The organism is Marinactinospora thermotolerans DSM 45154 (assembly GCF_900167435.1).
GTDB lineage: Bacteria > Actinomycetota > Actinomycetes > Streptosporangiales > Streptosporangiaceae > Marinactinospora > Marinactinospora thermotolerans.
Map to the genome: position 1 here is coordinate 102,313 of NZ_FUWS01000008.1, position 24,712 is coordinate 127,024.

The following is a 24,712-nucleotide window of genomic DNA, read 5'->3' on the forward strand; positions in this document are numbered from 1 at the left end:
ACGGTGACGGAAGTCACATTCGCTGGCGGGTTTGCGTGGGGGCGCGACGCGGGCGCCCCCACGCGGCTCAACCGCGGGCGATTTCGGCGACCGTCTCGGCGTAGAGCGGCACCCCCGAGGCGTTGCCCGGGTTCAGTGCCAGCCCGATCCCCTCGGGCAGGGCTCCGGCCAGCTCCCGCGCCGGGATCACGGTGTAGGCCAGGTCGGCGCTGCGCACCCGGAACTGCTCGGCCGAGGTGAAGACCGGCACGAACACCTCCCCCTCCAGTTCCAGCGTCGGCAGGGCGACCGCCCCGTCCCCCTGCTGACCCGCCCCCTCGGGCAGGGGGATCCACAGGTCCCCCTCACGCAGCGCGTCGAGGAAACGGGTGATCGGCTCGGCCTCCTCCTGGGAGTCCTGTTCGGGGGAGGTGGCCAGCGCCGCCTCCAGGGCGCGTTCCACCGCGTTGACGGGAAACTCCTCCGGATCGGCCGCGATAATGTCGTCTGGTCGCGTCATGGTGATGTACGCCTCCTCGGAAGCCCCTGGAACAGGGCCGTCGCCCGGTCGCCGGCCGGCGTGGACGGGCCCTTCTTCGCGAAAGCGGATGTCATATGGCGACGGTATGCTTGTCAGGCTCGCCGTACCCCGGCCTTTCCGATCGACACCCCGCACGATGCAGAAAGGCACACGAGACGCCGCAGGGCCCGGCCGCGCCGTGCGCGCGCACGTGGCCGAGCCGCACGATTGGTAGTAAGTGACTGATCTGGACCCACATCCCCCTGGAAGCACGCGGGCGGACAGACCAGCGGTCATCCGTTCCTACGTCGCGATCGGCGACAGCCTGACCGAAGGACTGGACGACCCCCGTCCCGGCGGGGGGTACCGCGGTTTCGCCGACCGTCTCGCCGAACACCTCGGCTCGATCACCCCCGGCTTCCGATACGCCAACCTGGCGGTCCGGGGGCGTCGCATGCGCCACATCGTCGGCGAGCAGCTCGAACACACCCTCCGCCTGGCGCCCGACCTCGTCACCGTGCACGCCGGCGGCAACGACGTGCTGCGTCCGACCACCGACCTCGACCGCCTCGCCCTCGAACTCGACCAGGGCATCCGCCGGCTGTGCGAGGCCGGCATCCGGGTCGTCATCCTCTCGGGCCACGACACCGGTTGGGTCCCGGTCCTGCGGGTCTACCGCGGGCGCATCGCCGTGTTCAGCATGCACCTGCGCGCCATCGCCGAGCGCAACGGCTGCGACATCGTCGACCTGTGGGCGCTGGACGCCCTCAACGACCCGCGGGCCTGGAGCGTCGACCGGCTGCACTTCAACGCGGCGGGACACCAGATCGTGGCCGCGCGCATCGCCGAGATCCTCGGCCACCCCTTCGGGCCGCGAGAGACGTGGGCGAGCCCGTGGTCGACACCGCCCGAACGTCTGCCCCGCATCCTGCGCCGTCGCGAGAACCTGCGGTGGACGCGCGAGCACCTGGTGCCCTGGCTCAGCCGTCGCGCGCTCGGCCGTTCCTCGGGTGACGGGCGCTTCCCCAAGCGTCCCGACCTGACCGAACTCGCTCCCGGCCAGACCGACGGCCCCCTCCCGACCGACGGGGGTTAGCCCGGAAAGGGTGGGCCCCGCCGGTTCAGTTGCCCGACAGGCTGCGGATCAGATCGCTCACGTGCACGACCCCCATGCACTGGCCGAACTCGTTGACCGAGATCACGTCGTCATAGACGCGGTCGCGGTCGGCGCCGGCCGATCGCAGCGCCGCCAAGGCGGGCAGACCCCGGGCCACCGTGCGCGGGGTGTCGGCGAGACGGCGGGCCGGCCGTTTGGCGTGCAGCGCGTGACCGTAGGGGCCGGTGATCGCGAGCAGGAAGCGCGCCCGGTCCAGCGAGGCCACCGGACGTTCACGGTGGTCGATCAGGATGACGCTGTTGAGCGCGGGGTCGTTGGTGAACGCCTCCAGGACCTCCTCGGCCGTCGCCTCCTCCGGCAGCGTCACCGCGGGCACCACGAACTCCGCCACGCGCGGTCCCGTCTCCAGTCCGGGAGCGGTGCCGTCCAGCGTCGCCTCGGGGACGGGGGTGACCCGGTCACCGGGACGCCAGCCCTCGTCCGCGAACAACGGTCCCTGCGCCAGGCGCACCCCGGCCCGGCGCAGCGCCACCGCCTGCGCGGCGGTGCGGACCTCGGCGGCCAGCGGAAAGACCCCCGAACCACGGCCGATCCGGGCCAGTCCCTCCACCACCGCTGTCAGACGCTCGTCACCGGGCACCCCGGCCACGAGACCGGGATCGATGCGGAACAGGAACGGGGCGGCCTCCAACAACAGGTCCGGAGCCACCTGGGCGGTTCCCAGCGCGCAGCGGAACCCCATCTCGCGCAGGTAGCCGGTTCCCCGCAGAAGCACATCGCGCGGCAGGTCGCGCAGTTCCGGTCCGATCATCAAGGTGACCTCACGCGGGCGACGGCCGGCCCGGCGCAGGGTGTGCTCCAACAGCGCGAACGGTTCGCGTCCCGCGGCGACCAGCAGCGCGGGGACCGGAAGGACCAGGGGGAGCAGCGTCTCGTGCGCCGCGACCCTGCGGGTCAACCGCGCCAACCGCTCGGCCTGGGCCGGGACGTCCCCGGCGGCGGCGCCGTCGGGGAAGGGGATCACGTCGATGGCCAGGACCGCGCCGGAGTCCAGGTCGACGATCGGACGTAGGGGAGGGGACTCGTTGGATTCGCCGATCGCGCTGTTCCCGCCGGCCGGGATCGCACTTTGTGCCGCGTCGGCGTGAAGGGGATTTCGGTGAGCGGACACCTCACCATCTTGCCGCTCACCAGCGCCTTGGCCAGCACGTGGTGGCGAAGTTCAACGGAACTTCGCCACCACGCAGCATCTCGTTAACACCTGCCCGAAACCGACAGGGCGGACGGTGGGAAACACCGTCCGCCCTGGTCGACTAGGAGATCAGAGGGGAATGTTGCCGTGTGCCCCGCGCGCCGACGGCGCGGTCGCGATCGCCTCGGCGAGCGCGCTGCGGGTCCGCCCGGGCTCGATCACCTCGTCGATCACCCCGATCTGCCGGGCGCGCTCCAGGCCCCCGGAGATCTTCTCGTGCTCGGCCGCCAGGCTCGCCTCCAGGGCCGGACGTTCCTCCTCGGAAACCGCGGCGAGCTTCTTGCGATGCAGGATCCGCACCGCGGCCACCGCGCCCATGACCGCGATCTCGGCGGTGGGCCAGGCGAACACGCGCGTCGCGCCGAGCGAACGGGAGTTCATCGCGATGTAGGCGCCGCCGTAGGACTTGCGGGTCACCAGGGTCACCCGCGGCACGGTCGCCTCGGCGAAGGCGTGCAGCAGCTTCGCGCCGCGGCGCACCACGCCGTCCCACTCCTGGCCCACTCCGGGCAGGTAACCGGGGACGTCGACGACCACCACCAACGGCACCCCGAAGGCGTCGCACATGCGGACGAAGCGGGCCGCCTTCTCGGCCGACTTCGACTCCAGGCATCCCCCCAACCGCAGGGGGTTGTTCGCGATCACGCCGACGGTACGCCCACCGAAGCGACCGAGCGCGGTGACGATGTTGGGCGCCCACTTGGCCTGCAACTCCACCGACTCCTCGCCCAGCGGGGAGTCGAGGAGACCGTTGACCAACGGCTTGACGTCATAGGCGCGCCGCGAGGACTCCGGCAGGACGAACCCGAGATCGACATCCTCGACGGTGGCCGGACGCAGCTGCCCCTGGTGGCCCAGCAGCAGCGCGAGCCGGCGGCCCTGCACCATCGCGGCGGTGTCGTCGGGCGCGGTCACGTGCACCACGCCGCTGCGCCGGCCGTGGGCGTCGGCCCCGCCCAGCTCCTCGGCACTGATCTGCTCGCCGGTCACGCTGCGCACCACGTCGGGACCGGTGACGAACACCTTGCCCTTCTGGGACATCACCACGATGTCGGTGAGCGCCGGACCATAGGCGGCGCCTCCGGCCGCCGGGCCGAGCACCACCGAGATCTGCGGTACGACACCCGACGCCCGGGTCATGGCGGCGAACACCCGGCCCACCGCGTGCAGGCTCTCGGCCCCCTCGGCCAGGCGCGCACCACCGGAGTGCCACAGTCCGATGACCGGTACCCGCTCGCGCACGGCGTGCTCGTAGGCGACCTCGATCGCCGCGCAGCCCGCCGTCCCCATGGCACCGCCCTGGAAACGCGCGTCACTGGCGAACGCGACCGCCGGCATTCCACCGATGCGTCCGACCCCGGCGAGCACGCCACTGTCGTCCTCGGCCGTGAGTAGGCGCAGCGAGCCCTCGTCGAAGAAGGCGGTGAGACGGACCCGAGGGTCGCGATGGTCCTCGGGCGCGCTGGACGGTGCCCCCGGGGCGACTGAGAGGTTGTCGATCACAGTCACGTGAGCCAGCTCCTTTGCGAAGCGGTCGGTTACGAGCGGACGGGAACACCCTCCGCGCCGATGCTGGAACAGCCGTAGAACGAGGCTGGAGTGCGCCTCCCCCGATCCCCCGGGGGGAGGCGCGAAACGCGGCGGGTCAGACCCGCCGGAAGGCCACGGCGACGTTGTGACCGCCGAAACCGAAGGATTCGTTGAGGGCGGCCACGGCACCGGCCGACAGGTCGCGCGGCTTGTCCCGCACGATGTCGACCACCACGCCCGGGTCGAGCTCGTCGATGTTGATGGTCGGAGGAATCTGCCCGTGGTACAGCGCCAGGACCGTCGCGATGGACTCCACCGCGCCCGCGCCGCCCAGCAGATGGCCGGTCATGGACTTGGTCGAGGTGACCGCGACCTGGTCGGCCGCGGAGTCGCCCAGCGCGCTGCGGATCGCCACGGTCTCGCCGACGTCGCCGGCCGGGGTGGAGGTGGCGTGCGCGTTGACGTGGGCGATGTCGTGGGGCTGGAGGTCGGCGTCGGCGAGCGCGGCGGTGATGGCCCGGGCCTGGCCGGTCCCGGCGGGATCGGGCTGCACGATGTCGTGGGCGTCGTTGGAGTAGCCGGCGCCGGCGGCGACGGCGTAGACGCGGGCGCCCCGGGCGCGCGCGTGCTCGGCGGACTCCAGCACGATGATGCCGGCGCCCTCGCTCATGACGAAACCGTCACGGTTGACGTCGAAGGGCCGGGAGGCGCGCTGGGGGTCGTCGTTGCGGGTGGACAGCGCGCGCATCGACGCGAACGAGGCGATGTTGAGCGGGTGCAACGCGGCCTCGGTCCCGCCGGCGATGACGATGTCGGCGCGGCCGGAGCGGATCATGGCGATCGCGTCGGCGATCGCCTCGGCGCTGGAGGCGCACGCGCTCACCGGGGCGTGGGCCCCGGCGCGGGCGCTGAACTCCAGCGACACGGCCGCGGCCGGGCTGTTGGGCATGAGCATCGGCACGGTGAAGGGCGAGACGCGCTTCCAGCCCTTCTCGCGGAAGGTGTCGTACTGCTCCAAGATGGTGAGGATGCCGCCGATCCCGCTGGAGACCACCGCTCCCAGACGCAGCGGGTCGACCTCGGGGGCGCCGGCGTCCTCCCAGGCCTCCTGGGCGGCGATCAGCGCGAACTGCTGCGTACGGTCGAGCCGGCGCATCCGGTGCCGGGGCAGTTTCTCCGACGGTTCCACCGCGACGGCGCCGGCGAAGTGCACCGGCAGGTCCTTGACCCAGTCCTCCTCGATCGTCCGGATACCGGACTGACCCTCGAGGAGCGCGGACCAGGTGCTGGCGACGTCACCCCCCAGGGGAGTGGTGGCACCGAGGCCGGTGACGACGACTTCGGTAGTGCTCATGACCCGATCGCCCTTCTCGTCTCATGGTCGTTCCCCGACCGTTCGGTGCCGGAGATGGAGGGAATGGAGAGGTGGAGGGGGCGGATGCGCCCGGCATCCGCCCGGGGCCCGCCGGCGTCGTGCCGGCGGGCGGTGCCGTCCTACTTCTGGATGAAGTTGATGACGTCCTGGACCGTCTTGAGGTCCTTGAGCTGGTCGTCGGGGATCTCGACGCCGAACTTGTCCTGCGCGGCGACGGCGATCTCCACCATCGACAGGGAGTCGATGTCGAGGTCGTCGACGAAGCTCTTCTCCGGCGTGACCTCCGCGGCCGGAACGCCGGCGACCTCGTCGATGATCTCGCCGAGCCCCTTGAGGATCTCCTGCTCGCTGTGCGCCATGTCGGTTGTCTCCTTCTATCGGTCGTTCGTCCACCGTGGACCCCGTGGGCATGCCACACCGGGCCACGAGTGTGTCAGGGAATCCGCAGCACCTGCGCCGCGTAGCTGAGGCCGGCGCCGAATCCCAGGGTGAGCACGGTGCTCCCCGAGGGCAGCTCACCGCGCCCGATCATGCGCGACAGCGCGAGGGGGACGGACGCGGACGAGGTGTTGCCCGCCGTGACAATATCGCGCGCGATGATCGCCTGAGGAGCGTCCAGCTTGCGGGCGATCGCCTCGACGATGCGCAGGTTGGCCTGGTGCGGCACGAACGCGGTCAGCTCGCTGGGGGCGACACCTGCGCGCTCCAGGGCCTGGAGGGCCACCGGGTACAGCTCCGTGGTGGTCCACCGGAAGACCGACTGGCCCTCCTGGTACAGGTACTTGTTCTCGCGCAGGTAGATCTTGTCGGCGCGTTCGCCGGAGCTGCCCCACACCACCGGCCCGATGTCGGTCTCCTGGCTGGGGCCGACCACGGCGGCGCCGGCGCCGTCGGCGAAGATCACGCAGGTCGAACGGTCGTTCCAGTCGACCCAGTCCGAGAGCTTCTCCGCGCCGATCACGAGCACGTTGCGCGCCGATCCGCCGCGCACCGCGTCGGAGGCCAGGCCCAGGGCGTAGCAGAAACCGGCACAGGCCGCGTTGACGTCGAAGGCGCCGGGGGCCGGAATGCCCAGGCGGGCGGCGACGCTCGCCGCGGCGTTGGGGATCTGGTCGCGTTGCGTGCACGTCGCGACGATGACCAGGTTGATGTCCTCGGCCGACAGGCCGCTGGCCGCGAGCGCCTTGCCGCCCGCGGCGACCGCCATGTCGACGACGGACTCGTCGGCGTCGGCGATGCGGCGCTCCCGGATTCCGACGCGGCTGCGGATCCACTCGTCAGAGGTGTCCACCCGCTGGGCGAGGTCGTCGTTGGTGACGACGTTGGCGGGCTGGTATTCGCCGAAGGCGAGGACGCGGGCGCCGGGCGCCCCGATGGACGGGTTCATCAGTCACGGCCTTCCGGGTCGGCGGAGGGGGAGCCCGCGTGCTCCTTGACCAGCTCGCGGGCGCGGTCGAGATCGTCGGGGGTCTTGACGGCGAGCAGTTCGACACCGCGCAGCGCGCGCTTGGCCAGGCCGACGAGGGTGCCCGCGGGAGGAAGCTCGATCAGGGCCGTCACGCCGAGCTCGGCGAACGTGGCGGTGCAGGCGTCCCAGCGGACCGGGGACTGGATCTGGGAGACCAGGAGGTCCAGGTAGGCGCGTCCGGAGGTGACCACCGAGCCGTCGCTGTTGGTCAGCAGACGGGTGCGGGGGTCGGCCGCGGTGATGTCCTGGGCGCGGCCGCGCACCCGCTCCACGGCCGGGGCCATGTGGTGGGTGTGGAACGCGCCGGCCACGGACAGCGGACGTAGCCGCGCCTTGGCCGGAGGCGCGGCGGCGAACGCCTCGAGCTGCTCCACGGTGCCGGCGGCGACGATCTGTCCGGAGCCGTTGTCGTTCGCCGGGGTCAGCCCCGCGGCCTCGATCGCGGCGAGGACCTCGGCGCGATCGCCGCCGAGGACCGCGGTCATGCCCGTGGCGGTCGTGGCGGCGGCCTCGGCCATACCGCGCCCCCGCTCGGCGACCAGGGCGAGCGCGTCCTCGGGGGACAGCACGCCGGCGACGCCGGCCGCGGTGAACTCGCCGACGCTGTGCCCGGCGACCGCGTCGATCGAGGCGGGGGCCTCGTCGAGGGTGCCGAAGAGCGCGCTCGCCGCGGCCAGGCCGGCGCTGACCAGCAGGGGCTGGGCGATCGCGGTGTCGCGGATCTCGTCGGCGTCGGCCTTGGTTCCGAAGTGCGCGAGGTCGAGGCCGGTGACCGACGACCAGCGGTCGAACCGTTCGGCCATGCCCGGGAGTTCGAGCCATGGGGAGAGGAAACCGGGGACCTGGGCACCTTGGCCGGGAGCGACAATTACAAGCACGACAACCACCTTGCCCTGTAGAACATCGCCAGCTTGATAGGGACAGGCACGAAGTTTAGGACCATCGCTTTGTGGAACCTCTACAAAGTCCGGGTTCTACCGCAGAGTAGCGGGTGAGGTCCGTCACGATATGGCCGGACATGGACGCCTCGACGCCGGCGGCGTCGCCCCCGCCGCCGGCGGGATGTCAACCTAGGTGCGTGACCACGAATTCCACGACGCCGGACGACGGCTCCGGGCGACGGCCCGACGAGACCGGACAGCCGGGCGCGGGCGACGAGGTGCGCGCCGAGACCGTGCGCCGGCTGGAACGCGCCATGGGAGTGCTCGGAACCGCCGTGGTGGCCCGGATGGAGAGCCGCCTGGCGTGGTTCGGGAGGATGACCGCGGAGGACCGCTCCTGGATCGGCCTGGTCGCCCAGTCCGGGGTCGCGGCCTTCGTCGACTGGTTCAAGAACCCCGCCCGCGGCCGGCCCGCCATCACCGTGGAGGTGTTCGGCACGGCTCCCCGCGAGCTGACCCGCTCGGTGTCGCTGCAACAGACCGTCGAGATGATCAGGGTCGTCATCGACGTGGTGGAGAACCAGGTGCAGGAGCTCGCCGCGCCGGGGGGCGAGCAGCAACTGCGTGAGGCGATCCTGCGCTACACCCGCGAGGTCGCCTTCAGCTCCGCCAAGATCTACGCGCGCGCCGCGGAGGCGAGGGGGGCCTGGGACGCGCGTCTCGAAGCGCTCATCGTCGACGCTCTGCTGCACGGGGACCGCGAGGAGGGGCTGCAGACGTGGGGCTCGGCCCTGGGCTGGTCGCGCACGCCGGTCATCGCCATCGCCGGTCACCTCGGCGACCAGGACGGCGAAGGGGTCCTCGACGATGTCCGGTCCCTCGCCCGCCGCTCCGGCCACGACGTGCTCGCCGGAGTCCAGGGCGAGCGGATGGTCGTGGTCATCGGGGTCAACGACCGGACCGGCGCGCGCGATCCGATCACCGCGGCGAGCCCCCTGGCCGGCATGTTCGGTCCCGGCCCGGTCGTGGTCGGGCCGGCCGTCACCGACCTCCAGGCGGCCGGGGTCTCGGTCCGCGCGGCGGTGGGAGGGCTACGCGCCGCCACCGCCTGGCCTGACGCCCCACGACCGGTCCTCGCCGAGGACCTGCTGCCCGAACGCGCCCTGGACGGCGACGCCGCCGCGCGCGAGCAGCTGGTCCGGGAGATCTACCTGCCGTTGCGCGGGGCCGGATCGCCTCTGCTGGACACCCTCTCGGTCTACCTCGAGCACGCCTCGTCCCTGGAGTCCACCGCGCGCATGCTGTTCGTCCACCCCAACACCGTGCGCTACCGGCTCGGCCGCATCGCGGAGCTGACCGGGTTCACCCCCACCGACGGGCGCGGCTCGTTCGTGCTGAGGGTCGCGGTCACCCTGGGGCGGCTGGCCGAACGCGACGGTCTCCTGACGGGGTGACGAGGGTCCCGCCCGGAGCGGGGAACCTCGGTGACACCCCGATCGTCGGGAAGAGGTGAACCGTCCCTCGTGTTCCCTCGGGGCCCGCGGCGAAATGTGAGACGGGTTGCACACTCCTGCTACGCAGACGGGTGAACCAGGGGCTCATGAGGAACGTCTAGCCGGGTAGGGGACGACGCAGACGGAGCGGCGGGAAAACGGATAACGTGAACGGTGAACGGTCGGTCACGAAACGTCGCCGATTCGGGCGTCGTGTCCCTAGCTTTCCGGGCACTGGCCCAATCGTTCGGGGAGATGTCTCCCGTAACCGTGCACAAGCATGAGGTGTTGGGGGTGGCAAGGCTGTGACCAGCGTGCGCAAGCTGTACGCGACTTTGAAGGGGGCGGTCCAACAACCCACGATGGCCGGTCAACTGCGACGACAGGTGCTCTTCTTCGTGCCCGTGCCCATCCCGGTCTTCCTCCTCGTCGCGCTGATCGTCGGCGGCGACTGGTCGGCCAAGGGATGGACCATCCTGCTCGCGGTCTCGGTGGGGGTCGCCTCCCTGCTGCTGGCCTTCGTCGTCCAGCCCACTCCGCTGCCCGAGGGGCTGTCGGCCGAGGCGTCGGTGCGCCGATCCCTGTACCGCTTCCAGCAGGTCACCTGGCTGCGCATCGGACTGGCCCTTACCCCCATCATGGTCGGTGCCGGCGCCGCGCTGGCCGGGGGAGGGCTCTTCCCGCTGGCCGTGGCCGCCGCGCTGGCCTGGCCCCAGCTCCTGCTGGCCCTGCCCGGCTTCTTCGTGATCTCGCGGGCCCGGCGCAGCATGGAGGCGTGGGGGACCAAGGCCTACCTGTGGGCCGGGCTCGCCCAGCCGGCCCGGGTCGAGTGGCCGGTGATCACCCCGATCCTGAAGGCCTACCGCACGCGGCGCCGGCGCCTGGCCGCCGAGCGGCAGGAGGCCCAGGCCGGTGGCGACGACGGCGCCGACCGGCTCGACGGTGGCGAGTCGGACCGGGCCGAGGCCGCGGATCCGCGTCCCGAAACCGAGATCGCGGCGCCCAAGCGCGCCGAGGGACTCATCCCCTTCTCGACGGTCGTGCAGCGGTCGGCCCGTCCGGTGCTGCGGCCGCGCGGCGGCAGCCGACCCAAGCCCACGCGTTCCACCCGTCCCGCGCAGCGGAGCAAGGCCAAGAGCTAGCGCGGCCGGACGGCCGGGTTCCACGTACCACGACACCGGGGCGGGGCGTCATTGACGCCCCGCCCCGCTCGTTCGGGCCGGGACTATTCCGGCTCGCCGCCCGGCGCGGACGATCCGTCGAGCCGCCCGAAGGCGTCGACGAGCTGACGCTCGGCGACGTCCAGGTATTCGGCGAGCCGGTCGGCCGCCGCGTCGGGCGCGCCGTCACGGAGCAGCTCATAGATCGCGCGGTTGTGCTCGAGGTAGGGCGCGTGGAAATCACGGGGCGCGGCCATCACGTGGAACACCAGTCGCAGCTCGGCCAGGAGCTGACGCATGATCTCGTCGATGCGCGGGCTGCCGCCGAGACCGGCGATCGCCTGGTGGAAGTGCATGTTCGCGGTTCCCACCCCCCACCAGTCAGAGCGTCGCAGCGCCTCCTCGCCCTCGCGCACCGCCGCCCCGACCCGCTCGACCGCCTCGACCGGCGCCCGCTCGGCACCGCGTAACGCCGAGAGCTCCAACGCGCGGCGTACTCGGTACAGGTCGATCACGTCCTCGACGCCCGGGCGGGCGACGAACACCCCCCGGTGGAACTCGTGCACGAGTAGCCGTTCGTGCCCGAGCAGCCGGAAGGACTCCCGCAGTGTGTTGCGGGAGACGCCCAGCGCCGCCCCGATGGCCTCCTCCGACAGGCGCGCGCCCGGGGCCATCGCGCCCTCCATGATGTGACCGCGCAGCACGTCGGCGACCCGTTCTGCCGTGCTCGACCGCGCGAGTGTTCCCTTTGCCTCAGCGAGCCGGTCGATCCAGTCGCCCGTCACCGTCACCGTCACTCCGTCCCTGGGGGCCGTCGGGTTGCGATTCCTCATTGTGACCGATCGTGAGGCGCGGGCCGTCGTGGGCCGGGGGAGAGGGTCGCGGCCCGGGTAGAGGACCCCGGATCAACGAGGGGTGTGACGCGCCTTACTCAACCGTCTGTACTATGTCACTTCTTGGTGAATTGAAGTATTGAAGGATTGTTCAACAATTACCTCGACAGTGTCGTCGTGGTTCCCGAAAACTCCTCGAAGCGAGGACCGCCATGAGCACACCCCGCCGCCCCGACGCCCCGCCGGCCGACACCCGAAAGCCCCGGCGCGGTGTCCTCATCGGCGCCATGTTCCTGATGGCCACCAGCGCCATCGGCCCCGGCTTCATCACCCAGACCACGAACTTCACCGCCCAGCTCGGCGCCGCCTTCGCCTTCGCGATCCTGGTCTCGATCCTCATCGACATCGCCGTCCAACTGAACATGTGGCGGGTGATCGGCGTCTCCGGCTCCTACGCCCAAGACATCGCCAACAAGGTGCTGCCCGGCGCCGGCTTCGTCCTCGCCGCGCTCATCGTCTTCGGCGGCCTGGTCTTCAACGTCGGCAACATCGCCGGGACCGCGCTGGGCCTCGACGCCCTCCTCGGACTCGACGTCAAGATCGGCGGCGCCGTCTCGGCCCTCATCGCGATCGGCATCTTCCTCAGCAAACGCGCCGGCCTGGCCATGGACCGCATCATCGTCGTCCTCGGCCTCGTCATGATCGCGATGACCCTCTACGTCGCCGTCGTCTCCGACCCACCGGTCGGCGAGGCGCTGCGCCAGTCCGTGCTCCCCGACGAGATCGGCTACACCGCGATCGTCACCATCATCGGCGGCACCGTGGGCGGGTACATCACCTACGCCGGAGCCCACCGCCTCGTCGACGCCGGACTCAGCGGCCCCGACAACGTCCAGGCCATCACCCGGGGCTCGGTCACCGGGATCCTCGTCACCGGTGTCATGCGAGTGGTGCTCTTCCTCGCCGTTCTCGGCGTCGTCGCCGGCGGCGCCGCCATCCTCGACTCCCCCAACCCGCCCGCCGCGGCCTTCGCCGAAGCCGCGGGAGAGGTCGGGCTCCGCGTCTTCGGCGTCGTCATGTGGGCCGCCGCGATCAGCTCGGTGATCGGTGCCTCCTACACCTCGGTCTCGTTCGTCTCGTCCTTCTCCCCGGCACTCGCCCGCAACCGGAGCTGGCTCGTCGCTGGCTTCATCGCCCTGTCGACCGTCGTCTACCTCCTGCTCGGACAGGCCCCCGCCACCCTGCTGATCCTCGCCGGCGCCCTCAACGGCATCATCCTGCCCGTCGGCATGGGCCTCCTGCTCTGGGCGGCCGCCCGGCGCTCCCACGACCTGCTGCACGGCTACCGCTATCCACGCTGGCTGCTCGTCATCGGAGTCCTGGCCTGGCTGCTGACCATCTACATCGCCGTCCAGGCCCTCGGCGGCATCGCCGCTCTGTGGCAGTGACCCCGTGCCCGGCCGCCGCGGCCGGGCACGTCCCACCCACCAGACAGGGAGACCAACGTGCGCATCGACCTCAACTCCGACCTCGGTGAGAGCTTCGGCCGCTGGGAACTGGGCGACGACGAAGCCCTGCTCTCCATCGTGACCAGCGCCAACGTCGCCTGCGGGTTCCACGCCGGAGACCCCGGCGTGCTCCGCCGCACCTGCGAGCAGGCCGTCGCCAATAAGGTCGTCATCGGAGCCCAGGTCGGCTACCGGGACCTGGCGGGGTTCGGCCGGCGCTTCATCGACATGGAACCCGCCGAGCTCACCGACGACGTCATCTACCAGATCGGCGCGCTCGACGCCTTCGCCCGCATCGCCGGCGACCGCGTCCGCTACGTCAAGCCGCACGGCGCCCTGTACAACGCCATCGTGCACCACGAGGAACAGGCCGCCGCCGTCGTCGAGGCCGTCCGCCTCTACGACCCGAGCCTCCCCGTCCTCGGCCTGCCCGGATCGGCCTGGCTGCGCCGCGCAGCCGAGGCCGGTCTGAGCACCGTCCACGAGGCGTTCGCCGACCGCGCCTACACCCCCCAGGGGACGCTCGTGTCCAGGCGCGAACCCGGCGCCGTCCTGCACGCCCCACAAGCCATCGCCGAACGGTGCCTGCGCATCGCCAAGGGCGAAGGGGTCGTCGCGACCGACGGCACCGTCGTGCCGCTGCGCGCCGACTCCATCTGCGTCCACGGCGACAGCCCCGGCGCGGTGCGCATCGCCCGCGCCGTCGCCGCCCACCTCGCCGAAGCCGGCGTCGAACTCGCCCCCTTCACCACGCGGTGAGCGAGTGGATCCGCGACATGGCGAAAACACCGACACCGAAGACGAGGAGGCGACCAAGTGCGCGTCCGCAGCTGTGGTGACTCCGCGATCCTCGTCGAGGTCGCCGACCTCGACGAGGTGATGGCCCTGCACGCGGCCCTCGCCGAGACACCGCCACCCGGCGTCGTCGAAACGGTTCCGGCCGCCCGCACCATCCTCCTGCGGCTGGCGGGCGGCACCGAGACCGCGGCGGTCACCGAGGCCCTGCGCGACCTGCGGCCGCAACGAGGCCGCCGCCCCGACCTGGGAGAGGTGCGCATCCCCGTCACCTACGACGGCGCCGACCTCGCCGACGTCGCCCGCCTCACCGGGCTGACCCGACGCGACGTCGTCGCCGCGCACACCGCCGCGACCTGGACCGTCGCCTTCTGCGGCTTCGCGCCGGGATTCGGCTACCTCGTCGGCGACGACCCACGGCTGCACGTCCCACGCCGCAAGGAGTCGCGCACCCGCGTGCCGGCCGGCGCCGTGGCCCTGGCCGGGGAGTTCAGCGGCGTCTACCCGCGCAGCTCCCCCGGCGGCTGGCAGCTCATCGGACACACCGAGACGGTCGTGTGGGACCTGCAGCGCGACCCGCCGGGGCTGCTGCGCCCCGGGGTGCGCGTGCGGTTCACCGAGGAATGAACAGCGGCGCACCCCAGCACCGAACGACGACACGGACGGAGAAGACGGGGCGGATGCGAGCCCTCGAAGTACTGGACACCGGGATCCTCACCACCGTGCAGGACACCGGGCGGTTCGGCCACGCCTCGCTGGGCGTCGGAGCCTCGGGCGCCGCCGACCGTGACGCCTACGCCCTGGCCAACCGCCTCCTCGCCAACGACGACGGCGCCGCGGCGCTGGAGGTGACGTTCGGCGGGCTGCGCGCCCGCGCCCACGGCGATCTGACCGTCGCGGTCACCGGAGCCCCCTGCCCGGTCACGGTGGACGGACGCGGAGCCGCGCCCGACAGCGTGCTGTACCTGCCCGACGGGGCCGAGCTGCGGCTCGGACCACCCCGGACCGGGCTGCGCAGCTACGTCGCGGTACGCGGCGGCATCGACGTCGAGCCGGTCCTCGGCTCGCGTTCCACCGACATCCTCGCCGGCCTCGGCCCGCAGGTCCCCGGCCCCGGCACGCTGCTGCCCATCGGAGCGGCGCCGAGGGCCTTCCCCGTGGTGGACCTGGCCCCCACCGCACCCCTGCCGGAGACGGAGGTGAGCCTGCGCGTCGTGCCCGGGCCGCGCGACGACTGGTTCACGCCGGAGGCCGTCACCACACTGCTCAGCAGCCCCTACGAGGTGACCGGACGCAGCGACCGGATCGGCGCCCGGCTGTCGGGACCGCCGCTGCGCCGCGCCCGCACCGGCGAACTGCCCAGCGAGGGCATTGTCGCGGGGGCGCTCCAGATCCCTCCGGACGGGGACCCCGTGCTGTTCCTCGCCGACCACCCGGTGACGGGGGGCTACCCCGTCATCGCGGTCGTGGTGTCGGCAGACCTGCCCCGTGCCGCCCAGGCCCGCCCGGGCACCCGACTGAGGTTCCACACGTGAACGCGGCACACGACCCCCGCACCCACGCCCCACCCCGTCCGGGGGCAGGCCACCCGACCAGCGGAACCGCGTGAACAACATCCTGCACCTGTCAAGTCCCCGCCGGCCAGCCCCCGGACGAATCTGTGGATAACCGAGGAGGACCCATGTCCCAGCTCATTCCGCCGACCTCTCCGACCCCGCCCGTCCCGCCCGAGGACCCCGCCCGGCTGTCCCCAGGGGAGGCCCGGGCCCTCTTCCGCGCCGGCCTGCGCGTGCCCACCTCGGGGTACGCCGCCGGATACGCCCAGGCCAACCTGATCGCGCTGCCCCGCGACCTCGCCTTCGACTTCCTCCTGTTCGCCCAGCGCAACCCCAAGTCGTGCCCCGTCCTGGACGTCACCGAACCGGGCGAGACCGCCGCGTCGATCTTCGCCGGTGACATACGCACCGACCTGCCCGCCTACCGGATCTACGTCAACGGCGAACAGGTCGAGGAGACCACCGACGCCACCGCGGCCTGGCGCGACGACCTCGTCGCCTTCCTCATCGGGTGCAGCTTCACCTTCGAGACGCCGATGCTGGAGGCCGGCATCCCCGTCCGCCACATCGAAACCGGCACCAACGTCGCGATGTACCGCACCAACCGCCAGTGCCGGCCCGCGGGACGACTGTCGGGACCGCTCGTCGTGTCGATGCGCCCCATCCCCGCCGCCCAGGTCGCCGACGCGGTCCGCGTCACCTCCCGCTACCCCGCCGTCCACGGCGCGCCGGTCCACATCGGCGACCCCGCCGCGCTCGGCATCGCCGACCTGGGCCGCCCCGACTTCGGTGACCCCGTCGAGATCCACCCCGGGGAGATCCCGGTCTTCTGGGCCTGCGGGGTCACCCCCCAGGCCGCCGTCATGGCCTCCGCGCCGGAGTTCGCCATCGGCCACGCACCCGGCCACATGGCCATCACCGACGTCCGCGACACCACCTACCAGGTCCCCTGAGGCACGCGGCCGGGGCGCCCGGGTCTCCCCGGCGGCCCGGCCCCACCACGCTCAACCGGTGAGCCGGTAGCGGACCAGCTCGCGCATCCCCGGCCGCCCCGTCCTCCCCGGCGAGAGCTCCTCCACCGCGCGGGTCGACACCGGGGAGTGCTCCCAGACCGCTTCGGAGCCGCGGCCGTCCAGCACCAGCGTCGCCAGGGCGTTGTCGTACCAGGGACCGGCCTCCAGCCGCCAGGCCAGGGCGGGGGCGCGCACCCCCGCCATCCGCGCCAGCAACCGGCACAGCAGGCCGGTCAGCGCGCGCACCGACACCCACATCATCCGGCGCATCATCGGCTGCAACCAGTTGCACGTCGGCGAGCACACCAACTGCGCGATCCGGGTGCCCGACGACGCGCCCTTACGCGGACGCGCCCCCGCGAGATAGGAGAAGTGGACGTCACCGCCGAGGAACAGCACGCTCGCCGGCGGCTCCCCCCGCCGCCCCGACGCGACGCTCAGCACCGACTCCTCCACCGCCCGGAACGAACGCTGGAAGGCCGGCCAGTGCTCCAGGTCCAGTTCCTGACGTAACCGCTCCGCGGGCCCGCGCAGACGCCGCCCCCACGCGCCCGCGCACACCGCCTCGTTCCACGCCTCCAGGTAGTGCACCCCCTCCGGCATCAGGAACGGCAGCGTGCTCGCCACCACCAGGTGGTCGACGTCACCGGTGAGCTGCGAGTCCAGCCAGACGGTTCCTTCGGGACCCAGGATGGAACGCCGGGAGTCGTCCTCGACCGAGCGCCCGCAACGGGTGTCCACCATGAGGACCCGGGTGCGCCCGATGTCGTGGCGGTAGCTCCAACGGTAGCTGTGCGGCTCCACGTGCGCGCGCCAGGCGAACCCGTCCAACGCCTCCGCCGCGTCCCCGCGGGACGCGCGCACCGCCGCGAACACCGGGTCGGCCGCGCGTTCCTCCGGGGAGAGGTTGCCCAGGTGCTGGTAGACCCAGTAGGCGCCCAGCCCGGAGGTGATCCTCGGTCGCCACCACGGGTTCTCCGCGATCTCGCGGCGCCACGTCCCCGAGGTGTTCCAGTCGTCACGGATGTCGTGGTCGTCGAACATCATCAGGGTCGGCACCGTCGACAGCAGCCAGCGGACGTCGGGGTCCGACCAGGCCTGCCGGTACAGTTCGGCGTACTCGTCGTAGAAGACGACCTCATCGCGCGGGGGTTGGGACTGCGCCGCGTCGGCCTCCCGCGGGCCGCCCTCGCGCCGCCGCCGCAGGAACTCCACCATGGGCTGCTGGAGCTCGTCGGCGTAGACCTGGTCGCCGATCATCAGCAGGACGGTCGGTTCGGCCGGTCCGGCCTCGTCCCCCAGGTCGTCGGTGCGTTCCGCCTCGTGGCCCTCCATCGCCGCCCGCCGCCGATCGGCCAGCCGCAGCCCGTAGGCGCGGACCACGTCGACACCGTAGCGCAGCACCGCCGACGTCGAATGGTCGGTCGGGGTCCGGCACGACCCGAACAGGATGCGCACCGGAGTGTCCGGGGCGGGGGTGCACACCAGGCTCGGAGGGTGCGGTGAATCAGGCTCGGGCCAGACCCGGCCACCGTCCAACCGGACCTCGTAGGGGGTCGAGGAGCCCGGCGTGAGACCGGTCAGCTCGCAGATCGCGTAGTGGTGGCCGTGCACCGTGAAGGTGTCGGCCGTGGCCGACGTGTCGCCGGCGAGCACCGTCACGCGGCACGGGGCGTCGGTCTCCACCCAGATCGCCGCGGAGGTCGCGCTTACGTGGCGCAGCATGGGGCCGAGCCGCAGTCCAGCAGTCACAGGTCTCTCCCGCAGAGGGTCGGTGTGCGCGGGCCGGAGGGTGACGCCCGCACCCGTTGACGAGTATGTCGCCAATGCCCGCGCTGAGCGAAAACGCCGCGACCTCTCCCACCTCCCCTCCCCGAGAAGCGGCATGTCCCACCCCTCCGCGAGGTTGGAGAAGGCCCCGGCGTGGGTAACCGTCCGCCCATGCGGACAAAACTTATCGATCTGCGCACCGGCGGTGAGGAGAGCGTCACCGACATCACCCGCCAGTGCGCGGATTTCGTCGCCGAGGCCGGAGGGGACGGGCTGCTCAACGTCTTCGTCCCGCACGCGACCGCGGGCGTGGCGATCATGGAGCTCGGCTCCGGATCCGACGACGACCTGCTCGCCGCGCTGCGCGACCTCCTCCCCGCCGACGACCGGTGGCGCCACCGCCACGGCTCCCCCGGACACGGACGGTCCCACGTCATGCCGGCGATGATCGCTCCCTACGCGACGATTCCCGTGGTTTCGGGGGAACTCGCGCTTGGAACGTGGCAATCTGTGGCCATCGTGGACGTCAACGTGGACAATCCGCGCCGTCAGGTGCGGCTGTCGTTCTTGACGAGCCCTGCTGACGGGGCAGGATGGTAGAAGCAGGAGCACAAGGAGGCGACCGCGTTGACGGATACCGCCTCCAGCGTGTGAACTTAGCCAGCAACGGCGGGATCGACCCGGTGAAACGGGGCTTGTCGCGGCCGGGCCCGCAAGAACGCGGGCGACATTGAATGTGGAGGAGGACTTTCGTGAGCGCGACCGCGGGTCAGGCACAGAGCGAACGTGGCCTGGCCGATCGACTCGGGTTCAAACCGGGTCAGGTGGTGCAGGAAATCGGGTTCGACGACGACGTGGACGAGCAGCTGCGCGCGTCGATCGCCGAGCGGACCGGCAACGAGCTGGTCGACGAGGACTACGGTGACGTCATCGACGCCGTGCTGCTGTGGTGGCGCGACGACGAGGAGGACGACCTCGCCGACGTGTTGATGGACATGATCTCCACGATCGAGGACGGCGGCATCATCCTGGTGCTGACACCCAAGGCCGGACGCGAGGGACACGTCTCACCGAGCGACGTCGCCGAAGCCGCCTCGACCGCGGGGCTGTCGCAGACCAGCGCCATCAGCACCGGCCAGAACTGGTCGGGCACCCGCCTCGTTGCGAAGACACGTCACTGATTCGATCCTGCGTGCCCGGACGGTGCCGCCGCAGACACCTGCCCTAAGGTGATCTCGGACAGCGTGCCGCCCACCGCTCCGGTCGGGCGGCACGACGACCACCAGGCGCCGAGCACGCGGAGGACGAGGAAACGGATGTCGATCGAGGTCGGCCACAGGGCCCCGGATTTCGAACTCGCCGACCAGCACGGCCAGCCGGTCCGGCTCGCGGACTTCCAGGGGCGTAAGAACGTCCTCCTGGTGTTCTACCCTCTGGCCTTCTCCGGCGTGTGCGGTGGCGAACTCCGCGGGATCCGGGACAACATCGACGCGTTCCAAAACGACGAGGTCCAGCTGTTGACCGTCTCGGTCGACTCGATGTTCTCCCATCGGGTCTGGGCCGAGCAGGAGGACCTCGACTATCCACTGCTGTCGGACTTCTGGCCGCACGGCGCCGTCGCCACGGCGTACGGTGTCTTCGACGAGGACAAGGGCGTCGCCGTGCGTGCCACGTTCCTGATCGACAAAGAGGGCGTCGTCCGCTGGAAGGTCGTCAACCCGATCTCCGAGGCGCGCGACCCCGAACAGTACCGCAAGGCGCTCGCCGAGCTGAGCTGATCCCGAAGGAGACCCATGCCCTGCTTCCTGTGCGGGGCGAGGCAGAGCGACCCGACCCGTGGCGTGTCCCCGTGGAAGCGCGGCGTGCGCCACGAACGTCAGGTCCTCGTCTGCCCGGACTGTCAACTCGTCCACGACTGGAAGGCCGACCTCGACCGGTGCGGACGGTGCCGTTCCACCTTCCTGTCGTCGCGCCTCGGCGAGATCGAGTGCCACAGCTGTGGCGAGGTCCGCCCCCAGACCAGGCCGGCCCTCGGCCCCGCGCGCCCCGACGCGGCCCTGACCAACGAGGTCGAGCAGGCCCTCTCCAGGGCGCTGAGCGGGCTGTCGCGCCTGTCGGCTCCACGTGCGCGCGGATAGCCCGGAACCGGTACTATCTTCACAGCCGTCCGTCTCCGAACACGGACGACGGCCCGTTCACCCAGGGCGTGTAGCTCAGTTGGTTAGAGCCCCCGCCTTACAAGCGGGTGGTCGGAGGTTCGAGTCCTCTCGCGCCCACGCCTGATGAACAGACGAAACGCCCGGGAGCCGGTAGGCCCCCGGGCGTTATCAGTGCCCGCTGACAGCTACGTGACAGCAACCCCGTCAGCCGAGCGCGTCGCCGAGCCTGCGCAGCGCCCGCCGCCTGTCGTCGAGGGAGGCGTGCGCGTAGATCGTCATGGTCACCCCGATGTCGCTGTGCCCGACGATCTCACGCACCACCTGGGGCGGCGTCTCCAGGTTGAGCAGCAGCGTCACGCAGGTGTGCCGCAGGTCGTGGAAGCGCACCCCGTCGAGGCCCGCCGCCGAGCGCAACGGATGCCAACTGCGCCGCAGGTTGCCCGGTTCCAGGGGGGTACCCCGCCGTGAGGGGAACACCAGGTCGTGATCCCGCCAGGCCGGCCCCGCCGCAGAGCGTTCGGCGAGCTGGCGTTTCCGGTGCTCCCACAGCGCCGCCACACACAGGCTGGGCAGGGGAACCGTGCGCGCCGAGTCCTCGGTCTTGGGCGGTACCAGGAGCAGCCGCCCGCCGACTCGTTGCAGCGTGTCGACGACCTCCAGACGTCCTGTCTCCAGGTTGACATCCCGCCAGCGCAGCCCGAGCAGCTCTCCCCGCCGCAGCCCCAGGCAGAGCGCCAGGACGTAGCGCAGGCCGAGAACCTCCATGGAACTGCTGTTCATCGCCGCCAGTTGGGCGCGCAGCATCACCGCGTCCCCCGCCGTCACCGGCGTCCCGTGGTAGACCGCGGCCCATCCGCCCTTGGGGAGTGGACACACGGTCGCGCCGGGGAACTCCCGCTGCAACTCGTGGGCGATCAGCCCGCGTAACCGCGCTATCGCCGTCTCCAGTCCGGCGTCCATCACTAGACGACCAATCGCGCCTGGAAGTAGCGCACCAGTTGACGCGCCGCCTTGTGGGGATCCGCGCACAGCGCTCGCCGGTAGAAGCCGTCCCGCATCACGTAGGCCCCGCGTTCGGTGGCCGAGACCCACACCGGCCCCGCGTAGTCGGGATGCTCCACCTGCAATTCTCCCAGTATCGGAATGAAACGCGCGTCGACCTCGAGCCAGTCCAGGCGGACCCGCAGCGCGTTGAGATGACCCGCCTGCCGCGTCGAGGCCGTCACGCCGCCGTCTCCTCAACCGGGATGACCGTGATCCGACCCGATCCCGCACAGTCCCAGCAGTTCTTTCGCTGGGGCTCCACCCGGAGTCCGGCCATATTCGTCCGGTCGAAACCCCTGCTCAGCTGTACCCAGCGCCAACCACGGCCCTCACAGGTCGCGCACGTCGCGTTCGTGTCACCATCCATAGGCCCAGGGTTTCGCGGGCGAGATCGAAAACCCATTCCTCCGAGTTATCCCACGTAGGGATAATGACGACTCCTACCACGGTAAAAGGGGTTGCGATGGCTGGACGAGCACCAGAACCGATCGCCATTCCCGCCTGGGCATGGAAACGCGAAGAAATGCGTCGTATTTTACAGAAACGCGATGTGGCTGGTCTGCTCAGGTTCGCCCAGCAATACGGTGGCGCCAGTCAGACCAGGCTTGCAGCGGCCACCGGAATCGCCCAGGGCCGCATCAGCGAAGTCCTCAACGGCCGCAAGCGAGTCACCGCCTTCGAGGTGTTCGAGCGCATCGCCGACGGCCTGGGCATGCCCGACCAGGCACGCATGCTGCTCGGTCTGGCACCCCTGAATCTGGCGATCCTTACCGGGGATAGCGCACCGGCCACCGCTCCCACGGCCCGACTCCCCCTACCTAGCGTGGAGGAGAAGGAGGACCGAGTGAAACGACGTCAGTTCATCAGCCTCGCCGGAGCGGGCATCGCCGCCAGCGCCGGATCACTGGCCGGCGTGGACCGCATCGCCGCAGCCCTCACCCGCTACAGCGCCCCGACAACGGCTCCAGCCCCCGACCTCACCGTCGAGGCACTGACCAAGGCGGTGCGCGCGGCCAAGATCGGCTACCAGGCATGCCACTACGGCGCGGTCGCGCAGCGGCTTCCCGCACTGCTGGACCGGCTCGCCGTCGCCACGGCCGCCTTCACCGGTGACGACCTTCGAACCGTCTACGTCCTCCAGGCCGAGGCGTACCACGTGGCGTCCAGCGTGCTGCTCAAGTCCGAGGAACGCGGACTGGCATGGCTCGCCGCCGACCGCAGCATGCAGGCCGCCGAGCGCAGCGAGAACCCCACGACCATCGGCGCCAGCACCCGTATCGTCACCCACGCCCTGATGAAGGACCGCCACTACAGCCCGGCCACCGAGCTCGCCACCCGCATGGCCGAACGGGTCGACCACGACACCGCCCAGCCTTCCCCGGACTCCCTCTCGGTCTATGGCGCGTTGCTACTGCGGGGAGCCGTGGCCGCCGCCAAGAACGAGGACCGCGCCCAGGCCCTCACCCTGCTGGACGAGGCCGAGGAAGCGGGCCGCCGACTCGGCGGAGACCACAACTACCAGTGGACCGCCTTTGGCCCCACGAACGTTCTCCTCCACCGGGTCAACATCGCCGTCACCCTGGGCGACGCGGGCAGCGCCATCGACTACGCCCGCCGGGTCCGGTTGGACAACATCGACGTCACCGAACGCAAAGCGACCCTGTTCATCGACGCCGCCCGCGCCTACGCCCAGTGGAACAAACTGGACCGTGCCTACGAGGCACTGATGACCGCCGAACAGCTCGCCCCCGAGGAACTGAGGACTCGCCCAGCCGTTCACCAGCTCATCACCGACATCCACGCCCGTTCCACCGGACACCTGCGCACCAACATGACCGAACTCGCCGAGCGCGTCAGAATCGCCGCATGACCGAGCAGACCAAAACCCTCTACATCGTGGTGTGCGCCGCCGGCCCCGCCCCCGACGTCGGAATCCTCGTCGGCATGGCCCAGGAGGAGGGATGGACCGTCCAGGTCATCGCGACCCCGGCCGCAGTCGGCTTCATCGACGTCGACGCCCTGGAAAAGCAGACCGGCCGTCCGGTGCGCCACACCCACCGCGAACCCGGTCAGCCCCGCTCCCCGAAAGCCGATGCCATCATCATCGCCCCGGCCACCTTCAACACCATCAACAAACTGGCCAACGGGATCGCCGACAACTACGCCTTGGACGTGGTGAACGAGGCGATTGGGATCGGGATCCCCGTCGCCATTCTCCCATTCGTTAACTCCGCTTACGCCGCGCGACTACCGTTTCAATGGAGCGTGAAGGGGCTTCGGAAAGAAGGGGTTCAAGTCCTCATCGGACCAGAATTCTTCGAGCCTCACGATCCTGGAAATGGTAAGAAAAATAGAGAAAACTTTCCGTGGAAAAAAGTCCTCGAATCTCATTCAAGTGTGACCCTCTAAGGAGTGTCGAAGTCTAAAACTGTGAAATGTGGAAGCGTCTTTATTGTGGATGAACTTGATATGGCATCAGATCGGGAGGATGGGTGCCTTCATCTGTTGAAAGAGTGTGCAGGTGAGGCTTTTTGATGGTTGTCCGGTTGGGGTGATACCCGACGATAGGACTGAAGCCTTTTCTGGAGGTATTTGTAAACCGGGGCGACGGCCTGCTGGAGACAGGCTCGTGATTGTGATAACTAAATCAGAGAAGCTGTGTGTCAGGCTGGCTACTTGTGGGGATTCCTTCAATCCCTTGGAGATTGAAAATCGGATCAAAGAAATTGAAGATGTGCGCGGCTCTCTAGGGGGGAGGGAGAAGAGTTTGCGTGGTCTGCTGTAATCGGACAAGTACCGCTGAAGGTAGCCGATGGGAAAGTCGAGCTTCTTGCTGAATTGAGCTATATGGGATCAAGGCGACGGCGCTGCGCGCCGCCGCAGGGCGTTGCCTGTGGCTCGGGCTGCGGGCTGCCGCCCGGTCCCGAGCCACAGGCACACCGCACGGGGCCGAGCATCGCTAACCGGTATCCCACCACAGCGCAGGCCAGAGCATCGGAACATCGCACAAACTAACGGAACCCAGTCACCCGCTCCACAGTCTGTGGTCACCGAGTTGTGGTCCTGACGTTCTCGGTTCCCGTGGCACTCGATCGCGTGACCCTGCCTGTCTGTGGTTGAGCACCCCGGCCCGATCGAGCACCACGACCGAAGGACCGTGGTCACCCGCCGCTGGGGCTGAGGAGCCCGAACTGAGGAAGCGGGACAGTGATTCGTGGTCAGTGGTTGCCGTCCCCTACCCTCCGTCATGGTGGGGGGA

The 24,712-nt window shown here is 70.5% G+C and carries 25 protein-coding genes and 1 tRNA gene; 15 read left to right on the forward strand and 11 right to left on the reverse strand.

Annotation, left to right across the window (positions count from 1 at the left end; all coding sequences use genetic code 11):
* Positions 1-67: 67 nt before the first annotated feature.
* The gene (locus tag B5D66_RS15405) at positions 68-499 is read right to left on the reverse strand and encodes an SseB family protein (RefSeq protein WP_078762439.1); all 432 of its coding nucleotides are present in this window, start codon (positions 497-499) and stop codon (positions 68-70) included.
* Positions 500-737: 238 nt separating this feature from the next.
* On the opposite strand from B5D66_RS15405, the gene B5D66_RS15410 reads away from it, so the two are divergent.
* On the forward strand, positions 738-1,595 hold the full coding sequence (locus B5D66_RS15410) for an SGNH/GDSL hydrolase family protein (protein ID WP_078762440.1): 858 nt from the start codon (positions 738-740) through the stop codon (positions 1,593-1,595).
* A gap of 25 nt (positions 1,596-1,620) precedes the next feature.
* Here the strand turns inward: B5D66_RS15410 and B5D66_RS15415 are convergent, their stop codons facing one another.
* The 6 genes from B5D66_RS15415 to B5D66_RS15440 all read right to left on the reverse strand — a co-directional run bounded on the left by B5D66_RS15415 (position 1,621) and on the right by B5D66_RS15440 (position 8,119).
* Positions 1,621-2,787, reverse strand: a complete 1,167-nt coding sequence (locus B5D66_RS15415) for an EAL domain-containing protein (protein WP_235001024.1) — start codon at positions 2,785-2,787, stop codon at positions 1,621-1,623.
* A gap of 150 nt (positions 2,788-2,937) precedes the next feature.
* The gene (locus tag B5D66_RS15420) at positions 2,938-4,377 is read right to left on the reverse strand and encodes an acyl-CoA carboxylase subunit beta (protein WP_078762441.1); all 1,440 of its coding nucleotides are present in this window, start codon (positions 4,375-4,377) and stop codon (positions 2,938-2,940) included.
* A 136-nt stretch (positions 4,378-4,513) separates the two neighbouring features.
* On the reverse strand, positions 4,514-5,752 hold the full coding sequence (gene fabF / locus B5D66_RS15425; protein WP_078762442.1) for a beta-ketoacyl-ACP synthase II: 1,239 nt from the start codon (positions 5,750-5,752) through the stop codon (positions 4,514-4,516).
* Between the two features lie 140 nt (positions 5,753-5,892).
* Positions 5,893-6,132: an acyl carrier protein gene (locus B5D66_RS15430; RefSeq protein ID WP_078762443.1), complete on the reverse strand. Its 240-nt coding sequence runs from the start codon at positions 6,130-6,132 to the stop codon at positions 5,893-5,895.
* Between the two features lie 74 nt (positions 6,133-6,206).
* Positions 6,207-7,160: a beta-ketoacyl-ACP synthase III gene (locus B5D66_RS15435; protein ID WP_078762444.1), complete on the reverse strand. Its 954-nt coding sequence runs from the start codon at positions 7,158-7,160 to the stop codon at positions 6,207-6,209.
* Complete coding sequence (locus B5D66_RS15440; protein WP_078762445.1) at positions 7,160-8,119, reverse strand: ACP S-malonyltransferase; 960 nt, start codon at positions 8,117-8,119, stop codon at positions 7,160-7,162. Before B5D66_RS15440 ends, B5D66_RS15435 begins: the two co-directional genes overlap by 1 nt.
* 200 nt (positions 8,120-8,319) lie before the next feature.
* On the opposite strand from B5D66_RS15440, the gene B5D66_RS15445 reads away from it, so the two are divergent.
* Complete coding sequence (locus tag B5D66_RS15445; protein WP_235001025.1) at positions 8,320-9,576, forward strand: PucR family transcriptional regulator; 1,257 nt, start codon at positions 8,320-8,322, stop codon at positions 9,574-9,576.
* A 344-nt stretch (positions 9,577-9,920) separates the two neighbouring features.
* Complete coding sequence (locus B5D66_RS15450; protein ID WP_144390150.1) at positions 9,921-10,757, forward strand: hypothetical protein; 837 nt, start codon at positions 9,921-9,923, stop codon at positions 10,755-10,757.
* An 83-nt stretch (positions 10,758-10,840) separates the two neighbouring features.
* Here the strand turns inward: B5D66_RS15450 and B5D66_RS15455 are convergent, their stop codons facing one another.
* On the reverse strand, positions 10,841-11,566 hold the full coding sequence (locus B5D66_RS15455) for a GntR family transcriptional regulator (protein ID WP_235001026.1): 726 nt from the start codon (positions 11,564-11,566) through the stop codon (positions 10,841-10,843).
* A gap of 254 nt (positions 11,567-11,820) precedes the next feature.
* On the opposite strand from B5D66_RS15455, the gene B5D66_RS15460 reads away from it, so the two are divergent.
* The 5 genes from B5D66_RS15460 to B5D66_RS15480 all read left to right on the forward strand — a co-directional run bounded on the left by B5D66_RS15460 (position 11,821) and on the right by B5D66_RS15480 (position 16,420).
* Positions 11,821-13,056: an NRAMP family divalent metal transporter gene (locus B5D66_RS15460; RefSeq protein ID WP_078762448.1), complete on the forward strand. Its 1,236-nt coding sequence runs from the start codon at positions 11,821-11,823 to the stop codon at positions 13,054-13,056.
* Positions 13,057-13,113: 57 nt separating this feature from the next.
* On the forward strand, positions 13,114-13,875 hold the full coding sequence (locus B5D66_RS15465) for a LamB/YcsF family protein (RefSeq protein WP_078762449.1): 762 nt from the start codon (positions 13,114-13,116) through the stop codon (positions 13,873-13,875).
* A gap of 57 nt (positions 13,876-13,932) precedes the next feature.
* Complete coding sequence (locus tag B5D66_RS15470; RefSeq protein ID WP_078762450.1) at positions 13,933-14,538, forward strand: 5-oxoprolinase subunit B family protein; 606 nt, start codon at positions 13,933-13,935, stop codon at positions 14,536-14,538.
* A gap of 53 nt (positions 14,539-14,591) precedes the next feature.
* Entirely contained in the window at positions 14,592-15,446 is an 855-nt protein-coding gene (locus B5D66_RS15475; RefSeq protein WP_078762451.1) for a 5-oxoprolinase subunit C family protein, read from the forward strand.
* Between the two features lie 146 nt (positions 15,447-15,592).
* Entirely contained in the window at positions 15,593-16,420 is an 828-nt protein-coding gene (locus B5D66_RS15480; protein WP_078762452.1) for a putative hydro-lyase, read from the forward strand.
* A 51-nt stretch (positions 16,421-16,471) separates the two neighbouring features.
* Here the strand turns inward: B5D66_RS15480 and B5D66_RS15485 are convergent, their stop codons facing one another.
* The gene (locus tag B5D66_RS15485; protein WP_144390151.1) at positions 16,472-18,232 is read right to left on the reverse strand and encodes an alkaline phosphatase D family protein; all 1,761 of its coding nucleotides are present in this window, start codon (positions 18,230-18,232) and stop codon (positions 16,472-16,474) included.
* A 189-nt stretch (positions 18,233-18,421) separates the two neighbouring features.
* On the opposite strand from B5D66_RS15485, the gene B5D66_RS15490 reads away from it, so the two are divergent.
* From B5D66_RS15490 to B5D66_RS15510, 5 genes are all read left to right on the forward strand, one after another.
* Positions 18,422-18,850: a secondary thiamine-phosphate synthase enzyme YjbQ gene (locus B5D66_RS15490; protein ID WP_078762454.1), complete on the forward strand. Its 429-nt coding sequence runs from the start codon at positions 18,422-18,424 to the stop codon at positions 18,848-18,850.
* 152 nt (positions 18,851-19,002) lie between these two features.
* On the forward strand, positions 19,003-19,431 hold the full coding sequence (locus B5D66_RS15495) for a DUF3052 domain-containing protein (protein WP_078762455.1): 429 nt from the start codon (positions 19,003-19,005) through the stop codon (positions 19,429-19,431).
* A gap of 135 nt (positions 19,432-19,566) precedes the next feature.
* Positions 19,567-20,028 carry a peroxiredoxin gene (locus B5D66_RS15500; protein WP_078762456.1) on the forward strand — a complete coding sequence of 154 codons (462 nt, stop codon included), beginning with the start codon at positions 19,567-19,569 and terminating at the stop codon, positions 20,026-20,028.
* A 15-nt stretch (positions 20,029-20,043) separates the two neighbouring features.
* The gene (locus B5D66_RS15505; RefSeq protein ID WP_078762457.1) at positions 20,044-20,388 is read left to right on the forward strand and encodes a hypothetical protein; all 345 of its coding nucleotides are present in this window, start codon (positions 20,044-20,046) and stop codon (positions 20,386-20,388) included.
* 64 nt (positions 20,389-20,452) lie between these two features.
* Positions 20,453-20,526, forward strand: a tRNA-Val gene (locus B5D66_RS15510).
* A gap of 87 nt (positions 20,527-20,613) precedes the next feature.
* On the opposite strand, the gene B5D66_RS15515 is transcribed toward B5D66_RS15510, so the two are convergent.
* On the reverse strand, positions 20,614-21,369 hold the full coding sequence (locus B5D66_RS15515) for a site-specific integrase (protein WP_235001027.1): 756 nt from the start codon (positions 21,367-21,369) through the stop codon (positions 20,614-20,616).
* 2 nt (positions 21,370-21,371) lie between these two features.
* A complete protein-coding gene (locus tag B5D66_RS15520) occupies positions 21,372-21,635 on the reverse strand; it encodes a hypothetical protein (protein WP_078762458.1) in 264 nt (87 codons plus the stop codon).
* A 368-nt stretch (positions 21,636-22,003) separates the two neighbouring features.
* Here B5D66_RS15520 and B5D66_RS15525 point away from each other — a divergent pair, with 368 nt between their 5' ends.
* Complete coding sequence (locus B5D66_RS15525; RefSeq protein WP_327308674.1) at positions 22,004-23,323, forward strand: helix-turn-helix transcriptional regulator; 1,320 nt, start codon at positions 22,004-22,006, stop codon at positions 23,321-23,323.
* Positions 23,320-23,862, forward strand: a complete 543-nt coding sequence (locus B5D66_RS15530) for a flavoprotein (protein WP_078762460.1) — start codon at positions 23,320-23,322, stop codon at positions 23,860-23,862. The genes B5D66_RS15525 and B5D66_RS15530 overlap by 4 nt, the downstream gene beginning before the upstream one ends.
* The last annotated feature ends 850 nt before the right edge of the window (positions 23,863-24,712 follow it).

Bases quoted from the DNA above. Each gene is read 5' to 3' on its own strand.
- B5D66_RS15405 (WP_078762439.1), bottom strand. From the start codon at position 499: ATGACGCGACCAGACGACATTATCGCGGCCGATCCGGAGGAGTTTCCC.
- fabF (WP_078762442.1), bottom strand. From the start codon at position 5,752: ATGAGCACTACCGAAGTCGTCGTCACCGGCCTCGGTGCCACCACTCCC.
- B5D66_RS15430 (WP_078762443.1), bottom strand. From the start codon at position 6,132: ATGGCGCACAGCGAGCAGGAGATCCTCAAGGGGCTCGGCGAGATCATC.
- B5D66_RS15435 (WP_078762444.1), bottom strand. From the start codon at position 7,160: ATGAACCCGTCCATCGGGGCGCCCGGCGCCCGCGTCCTCGCCTTCGGC.
- B5D66_RS15460 (WP_078762448.1), top strand. From the start codon at position 11,821: ATGAGCACACCCCGCCGCCCCGACGCCCCGCCGGCCGACACCCGAAAG.
- B5D66_RS15475 (WP_078762451.1), top strand. From the start codon at position 14,592: ATGCGAGCCCTCGAAGTACTGGACACCGGGATCCTCACCACCGTGCAG.
- B5D66_RS15480 (WP_078762452.1), top strand. From the start codon at position 15,593: ATGTCCCAGCTCATTCCGCCGACCTCTCCGACCCCGCCCGTCCCGCCC.
- B5D66_RS15490 (WP_078762454.1), top strand. From the start codon at position 18,422: ATGCGGACAAAACTTATCGATCTGCGCACCGGCGGTGAGGAGAGCGTC.
- B5D66_RS15500 (WP_078762456.1), top strand. From the start codon at position 19,567: ATGTCGATCGAGGTCGGCCACAGGGCCCCGGATTTCGAACTCGCCGAC.
- B5D66_RS15505 (WP_078762457.1), top strand. From the start codon at position 20,044: ATGCCCTGCTTCCTGTGCGGGGCGAGGCAGAGCGACCCGACCCGTGGC.
- B5D66_RS15515 (WP_235001027.1), bottom strand. From the start codon at position 21,369: ATGGACGCCGGACTGGAGACGGCGATAGCGCGGTTACGCGGGCTGATC.
- B5D66_RS15530 (WP_078762460.1), top strand. From the start codon at position 23,320: ATGACCGAGCAGACCAAAACCCTCTACATCGTGGTGTGCGCCGCCGGC.